Annotated in this window: 12 protein-coding genes; all 12 read right to left on the bottom strand. The window is 64.2% G+C overall.

What is annotated here, in order from left to right; translation table 11 throughout:
• A partial coding sequence (locus tag BM125_RS02695) for a hypothetical protein (protein WP_139224829.1) occupies positions 1–312 on the bottom strand: 312 nt, incomplete at its 3' end.
• Positions 313–736: 424 nt separating this feature from the next.
• Positions 737–1084 (bottom strand): hypothetical protein, encoded by a 348-nt coding sequence (locus BM125_RS19660; RefSeq protein ID WP_139224828.1) that lies wholly within the window; start codon positions 1082–1084, stop codon positions 737–739.
• A 262-nt stretch (positions 1085–1346) separates the two neighbouring features.
• Complete coding sequence (locus BM125_RS02690; protein ID WP_092404657.1) at positions 1347–2222, bottom strand: ion transporter; 876 nt, start codon at positions 2220–2222, stop codon at positions 1347–1349.
• Between the two features lie 431 nt (positions 2223–2653).
• Positions 2654–3535 carry a universal stress protein gene (locus tag BM125_RS02685; RefSeq protein ID WP_092404601.1) on the bottom strand — a complete coding sequence of 294 codons (882 nt, stop codon included), beginning with the start codon at positions 3533–3535 and terminating at the stop codon, positions 2654–2656.
• A 165-nt stretch (positions 3536–3700) separates the two neighbouring features.
• Positions 3701–5185: a SulP family inorganic anion transporter gene (locus BM125_RS02680; protein WP_425429589.1), complete on the bottom strand. Its 1485-nt coding sequence runs from the start codon at positions 5183–5185 to the stop codon at positions 3701–3703.
• Between the two features lie 464 nt (positions 5186–5649).
• The gene (gene fdhF / locus BM125_RS02675; RefSeq protein ID WP_092404597.1) at positions 5650–8616 is read right to left on the bottom strand and encodes a formate dehydrogenase subunit alpha; all 2967 of its coding nucleotides are present in this window, start codon (positions 8614–8616) and stop codon (positions 5650–5652) included.
• A 477-nt stretch (positions 8617–9093) separates the two neighbouring features.
• Entirely contained in the window at positions 9094–9675 is a 582-nt protein-coding gene (locus BM125_RS02670; protein WP_092404595.1) for an OmpA family protein, read from the bottom strand.
• A gap of 295 nt (positions 9676–9970) precedes the next feature.
• Complete coding sequence (locus BM125_RS02665; protein WP_092404655.1) at positions 9971–11509, bottom strand: formate dehydrogenase beta subunit; 1539 nt, start codon at positions 11507–11509, stop codon at positions 9971–9973.
• Entirely contained in the window at positions 11506–12024 is a 519-nt protein-coding gene (locus tag BM125_RS02660) for a formate dehydrogenase subunit gamma (protein ID WP_092404653.1), read from the bottom strand. Before BM125_RS02660 ends, BM125_RS02665 begins: the two co-directional genes overlap by 4 nt.
• Positions 12025–12114: 90 nt before the next feature.
• Positions 12115–12576, bottom strand: coding sequence for a hypothetical protein (locus tag BM125_RS02655; RefSeq protein ID WP_092404593.1), 462 nt, complete (start codon positions 12574–12576; stop codon positions 12115–12117).
• A 156-nt stretch (positions 12577–12732) separates the two neighbouring features.
• Positions 12733–13734 (bottom strand): patatin-like phospholipase family protein, encoded by a 1002-nt coding sequence (locus tag BM125_RS02650; RefSeq protein WP_092404591.1) that lies wholly within the window; start codon positions 13732–13734, stop codon positions 12733–12735.
• Positions 13731–14714 carry a helix-turn-helix transcriptional regulator gene (locus BM125_RS02645; protein ID WP_092404589.1) on the bottom strand — a complete coding sequence of 328 codons (984 nt, stop codon included), beginning with the start codon at positions 14712–14714 and terminating at the stop codon, positions 13731–13733. The genes BM125_RS02650 and BM125_RS02645 overlap by 4 nt, the downstream gene beginning before the upstream one ends.
• Between the last annotated feature and the right edge of the window lie 221 nt (positions 14715–14935).

The following is a 14935-nucleotide window of genomic DNA, read 5'->3' as shown; positions in this document are numbered from 1 at the left end:
ATACTTTTCATTTAAATTCAAGAAATGGTAGCCGAGAATGGACTCCGCGTTGATATCGATGACTACTACCAAATAGGCATTCTGTATTTCCGTGTTGATGAGTACGTGCTGCCAGCTACCGGAGGGATCCTCATAGACGTACTCGACATTCCAGTTGGACGTTTCCACGCCAGGAAACTCATGTGCCATCGCCTCTTCTGCGTAGGGCCAAATGGATACGACCTCCTCCGCAGAACTTGTGACATCGCGCATGGGAGGCGCAAACGTGGCATTGAACTGGGAGGAATCCAATTCGCGAAGCCCAAGGCTCATGAGTTCTAACTCCGGAAATAAGCCGCCGCGTTAGCGGTCGGCTTGATTGAATAGTTAGATTTATGCACGAAATCTTCTACGGAGCAAGTGAGCGGGAAAATAGAGGATTGAGTACAGCGAGACATCAGAAAGTGCAACAGCCCAGAACAGCCATTCCGGAATGGCAGCAACCGCTCCCAGGTGCGCAATGAATGCAGCAGAAATAACGAAGATCTGGCTCAATGCGGGGATGAGCGAAATATGCCGAGGTACGCCCTGACGCTTGAACCGATAGCTTGCGATGACGGCATACCAATTCGCGACAACGACGCATGCGGCGAGGGCTAAGAGAACCGACGTTAGCGTAAGTGCTACCACGCGACCTTCTCGGAAAATCTAACCCCAGAAATAAGCCGCCGCGTCAGCGGTCGGCTTGATTGAACAGTTAGCGTCGGCTCACCGAAGCCAGACACTGCTCGAATAACGGATCCTTAGCTTTACGATATGAAAAGGAACCCCACTTTCCGGTCAGGGTGAGCGAACCATTTTCCACAGAGACCTTGTCTGTATCCCAGATGTCCTGCCACTCAATGATGTCCGGAGAAACAAAAATACCCTTGGAAGTGAAAAGTGTTCCGCTCGGAGCATGCCGACACTGAAACGTTGAGCCGTCGGAATTTACCTGAACCCAAACCCCGCGATCGGGAAACTGCCATAGTCCAACGGCTTCTTCCGGAACACCCGAAACAGCGGCCTGGCCGCTTCCGAAAGCGAACAACATCAGAATGATCAAGAGACTTCGCATAGCGCTAACTACTAGTCGACACCAAAATGGTGTCTATTCCTGGTGTCTAATCCCGGATTTCGGGTCCGTGTCGTAGAAACTTTCCTACTAAAATCAATAGATTCTTCCGATAGTGGTGTCTAATCCTTGTGTCTAATCTTGGGGTCTTTGAATCCCCTCGACTGAACCTCATGGAATATTCACATTCTCCATCTCATGGCGCAAGTCGGCGGGCGCTAACGGCGTCAACCCGAGTCACTCCGGATACGCTTCATCGCCCCTCCCCCAACCTCTCCCCGCAGCGCTGACAAAACCGAGCTCCCGCAAAGTGGTGCCCTTCCCCACACCGCCCACAACTCACCGCGGCCTCCTCGGATCCGGCCTTCTCCTCCCGCCGCTTTATCCCCGCCTGCACCAGCTGCGCCCCGAATATCCCGGTCGGCACGGCAATGATCCCGTAGCCGATCAGGATCATGATCGAAGTGATGAACTGTCCCAACGGTGTCTGCGGAGTAATGTCGCCGAAGCCGACCGTGGCCATGGTCACGATCGCCCAATACATGGCGTGCGGGATGCTCGAGAAGCCGTGCTCGGGGCCTTCGATCAGGTACATCACGGCGCCGAAGATGACCGTGATCAAGAGGACGAACAGCACGAACATGCCGATCTTGCGGCGGCTTGCGTGCAGCGCGCGCATCAGTTCGGAGCCCTCGTTCGAGTATTCGACCATCTCGAGGATGCGGAACACGCGCAGGATGCGCAGCACGCGGATCACGAGGAGGTGGTCGGCGCCGACGATGAACAGGCTGATGTAGGTCGGCAAGGCGGCCAGCAGGTCGATCAGGCCGTAGAAGCTCAGCGCGTAGCGCAGCGGCCGGCGGACCAGGCTCAGGCGCAACAGGTATTCGATCGTGAAGGCGATCGTGAACACCCATTCGATGGCATAGAAGATGTGGCCGTAATGGATGTGCAGCAGGGCGACGCTGTCGAGCAGGGCGACGATGACGCTGACCACGATGACGCCGAGCAAGATGAGGTCGAAACGCCGCTCGTCTGGTTCGTGATGGTGGAAGATGATGCGGAACCAGCGCGCGCGCCAGCCTTCGTTGGTGCAGGGGCGGAATCGCGGCTCCATCCAGTCGGGCATGGACATCGGTCGAACACCTCCTTGGCAGCCCCGCTATTGGGGTCTGTTCGGATGCGCCCGTTTCGGCGCGCTGCCGAAGGATAGCAGGCGAGCGAATGATCGCCGCGGGCCAGGGATGCCGGCTGAGTAGAAGGGGGGAACAGGGCCGGCTAGGCGGGCGTGGCCGCGAACGGGGAGGATTTCGAGGAAGGCGTGATCGGAAAGCCTGCTTCGCGGCGTGGCGAGTATCGGCAGCGCAGCGGCGTAGGGCGGATTGCCGGCAATGGCGGCATGGCCTATCGGCGCACTTCGCGCGTCCACCCCCATCAGCCTGTCGGCAGCTTCTCCCGCTCCCGGGAGAAGCATTGGCTCTTGGTGTTATCGGCCTTGTGGCAAGGCCGAATGTTGCGATGCCGTCCGTGCCCTTCTCGCGCTGCGGCGAACCGCTCGATTCAGCGCAGCAGCAGCACGGGTACCTGGCAACTGCGCAGGACTTCGGTCGTGGTGCTACCGAGGATCAGGCTGCGGATGCGCGAGTGGCCGTAGGCGCCCATCACGATGAGGTCGATCGTGTGTTGCTGGACGTGGCGCGCAATGGCCGCGTCGGCCGGCCCGGCGACGACGTGGACGTCGACGTGGAAGCCGGCATCGCTGAGTTGTTCGCGCGCCCACTCGAGCCCTTCCGGCTCGCGCGAGGGATCGCCAACCATGAGCAGGTGGCACGGCAGCTCGGCGAGCAGCGGGCTTGCGCAGACCATTTCGACGCAGCGCCGGGTCGTGGCGCTGTTGTCGAAGGCGATCAGGAAGCGCTCCGGCGCGCTGAAGCTGCGCGCGGCGACCAGCACCGGGCGGTGCACGGCACGGACCACGCGCTCGAGGTTGCTGCCGAGATGGCCCTTGGCGAAATCGGCATGTTCGCCACGCTTGCCGATGACGAACAGGCGCACCTCGGCTTCGAGTTCGAGCAGGGTGTCGACGAGGGCGCCGTGGCGCAGGCGCGATTCGGCCTCGATGCCGCGCGCTTGGGCGGCCAGCGCACGCGCCTGGGCAAGCAGGCGACGTCCGCTCTCCTGGGCCACGCGTGCACGCGATTCGTCGAGCGCGGTCAGTTCGGCGAGCAGGTCCTCGCGATCGCCAAGGGCCAGGTTGCCGCTGAGATCCTGGCGCCCGGGGGCCGAGGTCGGGCGATCGATCGCGTTGACGAATTCGAGCGGCGCCTGCAGGCGCGCGGCGGCCCATGCGGCCATTTCGGCGACACTGGCCGAATAGGTCGAAACGTCGAGTGCAGCGAGAACGCGGCCGTCGGCGTGGATCAGGGTGGGTGCTGTGGTCATGGCTAGCCCGGACTATTCGTGAATACGCGCAATGATCGCGCAGGACTTTGGATTCACACGATTTCTCGCGACCGGGTCGACAGCCGGCGCTATCGCCGAATGAGCGCAAAGCCGTGTGGCTTCAGGGAAGATGTGAGCGCGCGTGCAATGCATGAATACTCCGGGCTAGTGTCCCATCAGGTGTTCGACGTCGCCCGCCTTGTCGTGCACGCCGAGCCGGTCGACCAGGGTGGCGCTGGCTTGGTTGAGGCCGAGGATCTCGACTTCGGTGCCTTCGCGGCGGAACTTGAGGACCACCTTGTCGAGCGCGCCGACCGCCGAGAGATCCCAGAAATGCGCGTGGGTGACATCGATGACGACCTTCTCGAGTACCTCGCGGAAATCGAAGCGGGCGACGAAGGCGTCGGCCGAGGCGAAGAAGACCTGGCCGGTCACCGCATAGCGGCGCGTAAGCCCGTCATCGAGCGAGGCCGATCCGACATGCAGGACCTGGCCGACCTTGCGCGCGAAGAACAGCGCCGAGAGCAGCATGCCGGCCAGTACGCCCTTGGCCAGGTCGTGGGTGGCGACGACGACGATGACGGTGACGAGCATGACCGTGCTCGAGGATTTCGGGTAGGTGCGCAGGTTGACGATCGAGCTCCAGCTGAAGGTGCCGATCGAGACCATGATCATGACCGCGACCAGGGCCGCCATTGGGATGCGCGCGACCATCGGCCCGGCGAATACGACCATGACCAGCAGGACGACGCCGGCGGTCAGCGTGGATAGGCGCGTGCGGCCACCGGACTTCACGTTGATCACCGACTGGCCGATCATCGCGCAGCCGGCCATGCCGCCAAGCAGGCCGGAGGCGATGTTGGCGATGCCCTGCCCGGTCGCTTCGCGATTCTTGTTGCTCGGGGTGTCGGTCAGATCGTCGACGATGGCCGCGGTGAGCAGCGATTCGAGCAGGCCGACCACGGCCAGCGTGCACGAGAACGGGAAGATGATCTTCAGCGTCTCGAAATTCAGCGGTACCTCGGGCCAGAGGAACACCGGCAGGCTGTCAGGTAGCTCGCCCATGTCGCCGACCGTATGAACATCGATCCTGAACATGACCGCGACCGCGGTCAGGACAACGATGCAGACCAGCGGCGACGGAATGGCGCGGGTGATGCGCGGGAACAGATAGATGATGCCGAGGCCTGCCGCGACCATCACGTAGACCGGCCAGCGCACGCCGGTCAGTTCGGGCAGCTGGGCCAGGAAGATCAGGATCGCCAGCGCGTTGACGAAACCGGTGATGACCGAGCGCGAGACGAAGCGCATCAGCGAACCAAGCTTGAGGGCGCCGGCGATGATCTGCAGCACGCCGGTGAGCAGGGTCGCGGCGAGCAGGTACTGCAGGCCGTGTTCCTTGACCAGGGTCACCATGACCAGGGCCATCGCGCCGGTTGCCGCCGAGATCATGCCCGGGCGTCCGCCGGTGAACGAAATCACGACGGCAATGCAGAACGAGGCGTACAGGCCAACCTTCGGATCGACGCCGGCGATGATCGAGAACGCGATCGCCTCGGGAATCAGGGCCAGGGCCACGACCAGGCCGGCCAGCACATCGGCGCGCGGATTGGACAGCCATTCCTGGCGGATGGATTTGAACACGGGGATTTCCTCCTCGCGTCTGGCGAGGGTTGGCGAATGTAGGCGGCGGACGACCGGCGCGGCGATTCCGCGGTGGAGGTTCGGTCCCGGACGAACGTGTCGGGGACAGCAGGCCAGAGCAGGCGTCCCACGGGGGCGCGCATTCTAGACGAAGTAGGAATGGTTTGCCCGGTTGGCACGACAACGAAGCAGCAACGCGCCGCAAGGCGTCGAAGCCCGCGCCCCCAAGGCATGCTGTTCGTAGGAAGAGCCTTCAGGCTCGATGCCTCTTCCCGCACATTGACGAAGATCATCGCGGCTGAAGCCGCTCCTACAACGAAGCAGCAACGCACCTGCCGTCATCGAAGCCCGCGCCGCCCACCGCATGCTCTTCGTAGGAAGAGCCTTCAGGCTCGATGCCTTTTCCGCAAGCCAACGAAGAGCGTCGCGGCTGAAGCCGCTTCCTACAGGGGATTCGCGGAAACGACGAACTAAGGCGGCGTCGTGGCGGACGACCTGCGCCGCTCGCGCAGCAATTCCTGCTGCACCTCGCTGAAGGCGCGGTAGCGCTGCTGCCATTCGGAGGGTTGGCTGACGCGGGTGATCTCGACCGCGGTGACCTTGTACTCGGGGCAGTTGGTGGCCCAGTCCGAGTTCTCGGTGGTGATCACGTTGGCGCCCGAGAACGGGAAATGGAAGGTCGTATAGACGACCCCGGGTTGCATGCGTTCGCTGATCTGCGCGCGCAGCACGGTTTCGCCGGCGCGGCTGGCGATGCCGACCCAGTCGCCCTCGCCGATGCCGCGCTGCTCGGCGTCATGCGGATGGATCTCGAGGCGGTCCTCGCTGTGCCAGACCGTGTTCGGCGTACGCCGGGTCTGCGCGCCGACGTTGTACTGGCTCAGGATGCGGCCGGTGGTCAGGATCAGCGGGAACTTCGCATTGACCTTTTCCGTGGTCGGCACGTACTCGGTCAGCATGAAGCGCCCCTTGCCGCGCACGAATTCATCGACATGCATGGTCGGCGTGCCGTCCGGCGCCTCGGCATTGCACGGCCACTGGATGCTGCCGAGCTCGTCGAGCCTGGCGTAGCTGACGCCGGCGAAGGTCGGCGTCAGGCGCGCGATCTCATCCATGATCTCGGACGGATGCGTGTAGTGCATCGGGTAGCCAAGGGCATTCGAGAGCAGCTGGGTGATTTCCCAGTCGGCGTAGCCGGACTTCGGTTGCATCACGCGGCGCACGCGCGAGATGCGGCGCTCGGCGTTGGTGAAGGTGCCGTCCTTTTCGAGAAAGGTCGAGCCGGGCAGGAATACGTGGGCGAACTTGGCGGTCTCGTTGAGGAACAGGTCCTGCACGACCACGCACTCCATCGCACCCAGGGCCGCGGTCACGTGCTGGGTGTTCGGATCGGACTGGCCGATGTCCTCGCCTTCGATGTAGAGGCCCTTGAACTCGCCATCGAGCGCGGCCTCGAACATGTTCGGGATGCGCAGGCCCGGCTCGGCGAGCAGGGTCACGCCCCAGTCCTGCTCGAAACTGCCGCGCACGCCGACATCGGAGACGTGCCGGTATCCGGGCAGTTCGTGCGGGAACGAGCCCATGTCGCAGGAACCCTGCACGTTGTTCTGGCCGCGCAGCGGATTGACGCCGACGCCGCGGCGGCCGATGTTGCCGGTGGCCATGGCCAGGTTGGCGATGGCCATGACCGCGGTCGAGCCTTGCGAATGCTCGGTGACACCAAGGCCATAGTAGATCGCCGCATTGCCGCCAGTCGCGAACAGGCGTGCGGCGTGCCGGACCTGCTCGGCCGGCACGCCGGTCTCGGCCGCGCTCGCTTCGGGCGAATGACGCGGATCGGCGACGAAGGCCTTCCATCTCGCGAAGGCGTCGGGTTCGCAGCGCTGGGCCACGAAGGCCTCGTCGACGAGGCCTTCGTCGACGACGACGTGAGCCATCGCGTTGAGCAGGGCAACGTTGGTGCCGGGCCTGAGCTTGAGCAGGTGGTCCGCTTCGACGTGCGGCGAACGCACGAGGTCGATGCTGCGCGGATCGGCGATGATCAGCTTCGCGCCCTGGCGCAGGCGGCGCTTCATCTGCGAAGCGAATACCGGATGCCCGTCGGTCGGATTGGCGCCGATGACGAAGATCACATCGGCCTGCATCACCGAGTCGAAATCCTGGGTCCCGGCCGATTCGCCGAGCGTGGCCTTGAGGCCATAGCCGGTCGGCGAATGGCAGACCCGCGCGCAGGTATCGACGTTGTTGTTGCCGAAGGCGGCGCGCACGAGCTTCTGCACGAGCCAGGTTTCCTCGTTCGTGCAGCGCGAGGAGGTGATGCCGCCAATTGCATCGCGGCCGTAGGCGGACTGGATGCGCTTGAATTCGCCGGCTGTATAGGCGATCGCTTCATCCCAGGAGACCACGGTCCACGGGTCGCTGGTTTTCCTGCGGATCATCGGCGTGGTGATGCGGTCCTTGTGCGTGGCGTAGCCGATCGCGAAGCGGCCCTTGACGCAGGAATGGCCGTGATTGGCCTTGCCGTCGATGTGCGGAACCATGCGCACGAGATCCTCGCCCTGCATCTCGGCGCGGAACGAGCAACCGACGCCGCAGTAGGCGCAGGTGGTGACCACGCTGCGTTGCGGCTGGCCCTTCTCGATCACCGAATTCTCGGTCAGCGTTGCGGTCGGACAGGCCTGCACGCAGGCACCGCAGGACACGCACTCGGACGCGAGGAAGGGCTCATCCTGGCTGGCGGCCACCTTCGAATCGAAGCCGCGGCCCTGGATGGTCAGCGCGAACGTGCCCTGGATTTCGTCGCAGGCGCGTACGCAGCGCGAGCAGACGATGCACTTGGACGGATCGAAGGAGAAATACGGGGTGGATGTATCCGCCGCGACGAAGCGCGGATTGAGTGCTTTCTGAAGGGCGCTGCCAGGTACGGCCTGTTCCTGGTCCTCGTGAGCAGGGACGCCCGCATGGACATGATTCTCCGGGAACACATGGTTTGCGCCGTCATAGCCGTAGCGCACCTCGCGCAGGCCGACCACGCCGGCCATGTCCTGCAGTTCGCAATGGCCGTTGGCCGGGCAGGTCAGGCAGTCGAGCGGGTGATCGGAAATGTAGAGCTCCATGACCCCGCGCCGCAGTTCGGCGAGCTTCGCGCTCTGCGTGGTCACCTTCATGCCGTCGCTGACCGGCGTCGTGCAAGAGGCCGGGTAGCCTTTCATGCCGTCGATCTCGACCAGGCAGAGCCGGCATGAACCGAACGCATCGAGGGTGTCGGTCGCGCACAGGCGGGGAATGCCGATGCCGCTGGTCGCCGCCGCACGCATGACCGAGGTGCCGGCCGGCACCTTGACCGGCACGCCGTCGATGTCGAGGCGCACGAGCTTGAGGGTATCCAGTGACTGGACCGCCGGTGTGCCGTAATCGGTGTCCGCGATGGAGCGCATGGTCGTTTCCCGGATGTCGCGCGTGCTACGTCCCGATTATGCGCGCCTCACCGAGCTGGGCAAAATCGGTGGGGGGAGAGAAGAATCGAGCCTGAAGGCTCTTCCTACGAAGAACTTGCGGAGGGTGGCGCGGGTTTCGTTGGCTGGCCTCGCGTTGCCGCTCCGTTGTAGGAAGCGGCTTCAGCCGCGATGCTTCTCGAAAACCCATGCATAAGGCATCGAGCCTTAAGGCTCTTCCTACAAGGAACTCGCGGTGGGTGGCGCGGACTTCGTTGGCTGGCCCCTCGTTGCCGCTTCGGTATTGGCTTCAGCCGCGATTTTCGTCCTGTCGTCGGGAGAAAGGCATCGGGCTTGAAGCCTAATCGTGATGCGGCCGCGAAATTCCGCGTGGGCGGCCTGTCGCCGCAAGCTTGCGGCTACAGGCACGCATCGGGGCGCCGCATTTTGCCTGCACGGCATGCGGCGTTGCGCGGAACCTCAGGCCCCAGCGAAATCCACAACCAGAGTGACGCGGCGATTCTCGACGCCGTCGGCGCGGGTCATGCCTTTCTGCACCTGACGATCGGTATCCTCACCGTAGCTGACCGCGCGCACCTGGTCGGCCGGCATGCTGGCGTTCTCGACCAGGTAATTGCCCACGGCATCGGCGCGCGCCTTGCCGAGGCGCTTGTTGTAGGCCCGCGATCCGGCCGGATCGGTGAATCCTTCAACGGTCACCAGCGCGGCGGAATGATGTTCGCGCATGACGGATGCGAATTCATCGAGCATTGGCTTGTCCTGCTCCTTGAGCGTGGACTCGTTGAAATCGAAGTGGGCCACGGTGTCGACGCGGATACGACCTTCAAGCTGGGTCAGGCGTGCGTCGTATTTTGAAAAGCGTTGCTCCATGTCGGCCTTGAGGCCGTCGATCTGCTGCTGCAGTCGCTGGTCGGTATTGCGCAGGTCACTGATGGCCGCGTCGAAATCGGCCTGCTTGACGTAGTGCGTGCAGCCGACCAGCAGCGCGGAGCCGGCGATGGCCAGCATGAGGAGGGCGTTCCGGGTCATTCGGATATTCATGACGTTGCTCCATTCTTCTTCGATGAGGGTGCGCTGACTGCGCGGCGAGAACGGGCAAGTGCGTGCAGTCAGGTTCCACGCTACCGCATGCAGCGCGTCATGTGACAGGACCTGGTCCGCACGTTTTCAAACGATTCAGTCTCGAGAAACGACCATCGAACGCAATGCGTGATCGAGTTCGCATCCCGATCAACCGGTGCGCAAACCTGATGTGCGCCGCAAGGTCGTCCAGGGGATTCGATACGGGCTTTGTCGTGCCCGCAAGGGGCCCGACCATGGCGGATTCAGCGGCGGCTCAGAGGTCGCGCGCGAAGTCCGCAGGGAAGTGCCTCAACGCGCTGAGCACCGGCAATGGGGTCAATCCACCGAGGGCGCACAGCGAGCCGTGCAGCATCGTGTCGCAGAGGCTGCGCAACAGATCGGTATTGGCGTCGCGCGCGACACCCTTGCGAATGCGATCGATCACTTCGACGCCGCGGGTGGAACCGATGCGGCACGGCGTGCACTTGCCACAGGATTCGATCGCGCAGAATTCCATCGCGAAGCGCGCCTGCTCGGCCATGTCGATGGTGTCGTCGAAGACGACGATGCCGCCGTGACCGAGCAGCGCATCGATCGCGGCGAAGGCCTCGTAGTCGATCGGCGTATCGAACTGCGATTCGGGCAGGTAGGCGCCAAGCGGGCCACCGACCTGCACGGCGCGGATCGGGCGGCCGCTGGCGCTGCCGCCACCATAGTCGTAGAGCAGCTCGCGCAGGGTCACGCCGAAGGCGACTTCGATCAGACCGCCACGCCGGATGTTGCCGGCGAGCTGGATCGGCAGCGTGCCGCGCGAGCGGCCCGTGCCGAGGTCGCGGTACCACGCGCCGCCATTGACGAGGATGTCGGGCACCGAGGCCAGCGTGATCACGTTGTTGACCACGGTCGGCTGGCCGAACAGCCCTTTGATTGCGGGCAGTGGCGGCTTGTAGCGGACCTGCCCACGGCGCCCCTCCAGACTTTCGAGCAGCGAAGTCTCCTCACCGCAGATGTAGGCGCCGGCGCCGAGACGCAGGTCGATGTCGAACGTGCGACCGGATCCCTGCACGTCGGCACCGAGCCAACCGGCCGCGCGCGCCCGTTGAATGGCCTCGCCGAGGATCCGATGGGCAACCGGGTATTCACTGCGGAGGTAGACGTAGCCCTGGCTTGCGCCGACCGCGAGAGCGGCGATCAGCATGCCCTCGATGAGGCGATACGGATCGCCTTCCATGAGCATGCGGTCCGAAAAGGTGCCGGAATCGCCTTCGTCCGCATTGCAGACGATGAATTTCCGGGCGGCAAGCTGATCGGCCACGGTCTTCCACTTGATCCCGCATGGAAACGCGGCTCCGCCGCGACCGCGCAGGCCCGATTCGGTGATGGCCTGGACGATGTCCGGTGGCACCATGGCCAGGGCGCGTTCGAGTCCCTTCCACCCGCCATGCGCGCGATAGTCGTCGAGGTCGAGCGGATCGGTGATGCCGTTGCGCGCGAAACAGATCCGCTGCTGGTTCCTGAGCCAGTCGATGTCCTCGACCCGTCCGACAGCGCTCGGGTGACTGCAAGCTCCCGGAAAGCCGGCGTCGAAAAGCGCAGGAACCTCGTCTGCATCGATCGGCCCGAAGCCGATGCGTCCGTTCGCTGTTTCCACCTCGACCAGCGGCTCGAGCCAACAAGTACCTCTCGATCCATTCCGTACGATCGCGACATCGAAACCGCGCAATCTGGCCTCGCTCTCGATCCTCTCAGCCACCCGATCCGCCCCGCACGCCACCGCGCTCGTATCGCAGGGCACGTAGATCCGCACGCTCACGATGCGTCCCCACACGCATCGACCAGCCGGTCAATGCGTTCGACCGAAAGCCGCCCGTGCACGCGATCATCAAGCATCGCCGATGGCGCACAAGCGCAGTTGCCAAGGCAGTAGACCGGCTCGAGGGTCAGCGCGCCATTGGCCGTCGTCTCATTGAATCCGATTCCCAGGCGGGCGCGCAGGTGTGCCTCGAGTTCACGCGCACCCATGGCCTGGCAGGCTTCGGCACGGCAAAGCCTGAGCACGTGCCGGCCCGGCGCTACGCTGCGGAAGTGATGGTAGAAACTGACGACGCCATGCACTTCGGCACGGCTGAGGTTGAGAGTCTCGGCGATGACCGGCACCGCAGCCGGCGGTACGTAGCCGAGCGCATCCTGGACGCCGTGCAGGATCGGCAGCAGTGCGCCAGGCAATTCGCGGCACGCCTCGATTGCGGCACGTACCGCTTCGCGGGTGGCGGAATCGAGTCCGGGCCCTGGCCGGGGCGGGCGCTCGGTGTCGGTGCGCTCGGTCATGTTGCCTTCCTGGGAAGTCGGGGACTGCAACGGCGGCAGCTTGCGGGACCGGGCGGTCATTCGCCGCCCGGATTCCCCCAGGAGGGCATGTTACTGCGCCGGGTTCGCCGCGGGGTTCACGTGACTGGTGGTGACGACAAGATCGTAGTCCTTGCCGACCGACTCGGGCGCCTTCGACGGAAATGCGAAGCTGACCCTCTTGCCGACCAGCGCGGTGATCGAATGATGGTCGCGCTCGTTCCACTTGCCGTTGTACCTGCCGAAGAAGGTCAGGTCGAGCTTGATGGATTCCTTGCCATTCGGCGCATCGGCCAGCGGGCTGACCTTGACCAGGATGCGAAAACCGTCGTCCGGCTTGTCGGGCTTCTGGTCGGTCAATTCGGCCTCGGCGCCGGCTTCGGCGACGATGGCGGGTTTGCCGATCAATGAACCGTTGCGCGAGATGATCATGTCGATGCGATAGGCCGAAGACGATTGCGCTGCGGCCACGCCGCTGACGGAGGCGAGCACGGCGAACAGCACCGCCGCAGCGAGGTGATATCTGAAATTCATCCGCTTGTTACTCCAGGATCCTGAGGGGTATTCGGGGAGATCGGCGACGGCACGGGTTGCCCCGCCGGAACCATGTGCCTGCTGGGACTGCGCGCGGCACCGCGGGTTCCCGACGTTGCCTGCCATTTTGCCATGCAATTGACCCTGTCGATCAGGTCAGGGTCGGCGCCTGGCCTTGGGCGGGGTCCATCGCTCGAGCGCTTCGCGGGTCCGCGACCGTCCCCACTCGATGACGGTTTCCGCCCGATGGAAATCGTAGAACGTGCAGATATTGCGCGGAATGGTGATCAGCAGATCGGGCGGCTGCGCGGCCAGCTTCAGGCGCGTGATCGTTTCCTGGACGGTATCGAGCGAGCGCGCGAACAGTTCGAGCAGGCCGGGATCGCGGATGGAATCTCCGGTGCCGGACTTGCCGAGCATCGAGGCGAACATGCGGCGCACGGCACCACTGGACTTCCGGCCTTCGCCATCCGCGTCGCCGTCGTCGCCCCTCGTCTCCGCCGGCAGTTCGCCGTGCGCCTCGAGACCGGGCCAGGTACTGGCCACACCCGACGCGGCCGTCGGTTCTTCGGGCCCGTTGACATCGACGGCGATGGTAGCGTCGGTCAAGTCGCGCAAGGTTGGCGATACCGGCAGGGGATTGAGCAAGCCCCCATCGACCAGCAGCCGTCCCTGGTAGCGATGCGGGCGGAACACGGTCGGGATCGCGATCGATGCGCGGATCGCCTCGAACAGCGAGCCGCTGGAAAACCAGACCTCGCGCTGGGCATCGAGATCGACCGCCACGGCGGTGTAGCTGAGCGGCAAGTCCTCGATGGCGACATCGCCGACATGCTCGCGCAGGGCATTGATGATGCGATTGCCCTTGATGAAGCCGCCGCCGCGGAAGGTGATGTCGAGCAGGCGCAACACGTCCATGCGGGCCAGCGGCAGCACCCAGTCGCGATAGTTGTCGAGCTTGCCGGCCGCATAGACGCCGCCGACCAGGGCACCCATCGAGCTGCCGGCGATCGAACGGATGTCGTAGCCTTGCGCGACCAGTTCCTCGATCACGCCGATATGCGCATAGCCGCGCGCGCCGCCCGAGCCGAGCACGAGCGAGATCGGCCTCTTTGCTGCCGACTGCTGCTCGACAGGCACGGGCCCCTGGTGGTTCATGAATCCCTGGCAGTCTGATAGCTGCCTATCGCCAGTTGCAGCAGGATGCGCATCTCCTCGCGCAACGAGACCGGGCCGACGACTTCGGCATCGGGACCGTACTTGAGCACGTCCATGAGCAGCTCGCGCGAATTGCTGTAGGGCACCTTCAGCTCATAACGGCCGTCGGGCAGCCAGTGGCCTTCCTGCTGCGAATGCCAGTGTTCGTCGGCCACCCAGCGCGAAGCGTGCTCGGAGAAGCGCAGCACGGCGGTGGCCTTGGGCGGGCCGGAAAAGATGCCGTAGCTCGAGGCCAGGTGGGCGTCGAGTTCGGCGAGGTCGCGATCCAGCGAAGCCTGCTCGCCGACCTTGGGATTGCGCATGCGATCGAGGGCGAAACTGCGCAGGGCTTCCTTGCCATGGTCCCAGGCATCGAGATACCAGTTGTCGCGATAGTGGGCGAGCCGCTGCGGCGAGACATCGCGCGTGGTTGCGGCATTGGTGGTGCGGGCCCGGTACTCGAAGGTCAGGCGCTTGCGGTTGAGCAAGGCGCTGGAAACGGTGCGGAACACGACCTGGTCGAGCGTGCGCGCACCGCTGGCGATGACGCGGATGCGTTCGACCGGCAGCGCGCGACCGCTGGCGTGGTCCGAGAGCAGGCTTTCGATGCGGGCGCGGAATGGCGCCAGCGCACCGGCCAGCACGCCGGGATCGGACCGATCGAGCAGTTCGTTGAGGGCGAGCAGGGCCGCCAGTTCCTCGCTCGAAAGCCAGAGGCCGGGCAATTCGAAGCGATCGACTTCGTCCTTGGCGTAGTGGATCGTGCCGTTCTCCGAATCGCTCTCGATCGGCGCGCCGAGCGCATCGCGCAGGAAGGCGATGTCGCGATACATGGTGGCGCGCGAACACTGCAGTTCCTCCTGCACGCGCTTGAGCGTGACGGGATAGCGCGCTGCCTTGAGCATCCGGTGCAGGATGAGCGTGCGTTCGTAGCGATCCATGGGTCGGAAATGCCGCGTCGTGAGAGCAACGCGCAGTTTGGCATATGTGCGCGGGTGTGGCAGCTGGCGTGGCTGCGCCGGGATTCGGGATTGGGGGAACCGGATTTCGCGGTGGACCATGCCACCGGACGGGATGAGCCCTGCCCGATTTCGTAGAGGGGGTTCAAACCCGCCCGCTTTTCATGCACATGTACCTGCGCTGCGCAACAGAGCGGGCGGGT

The sequence above is a fragment of the Dokdonella immobilis genome, from assembly GCF_900115085.1.
GTDB lineage: Bacteria > Pseudomonadota > Gammaproteobacteria > Xanthomonadales > Rhodanobacteraceae > Dokdonella > Dokdonella immobilis.
This window is presented reverse-complemented; position numbering and strand designations above follow the sequence as displayed.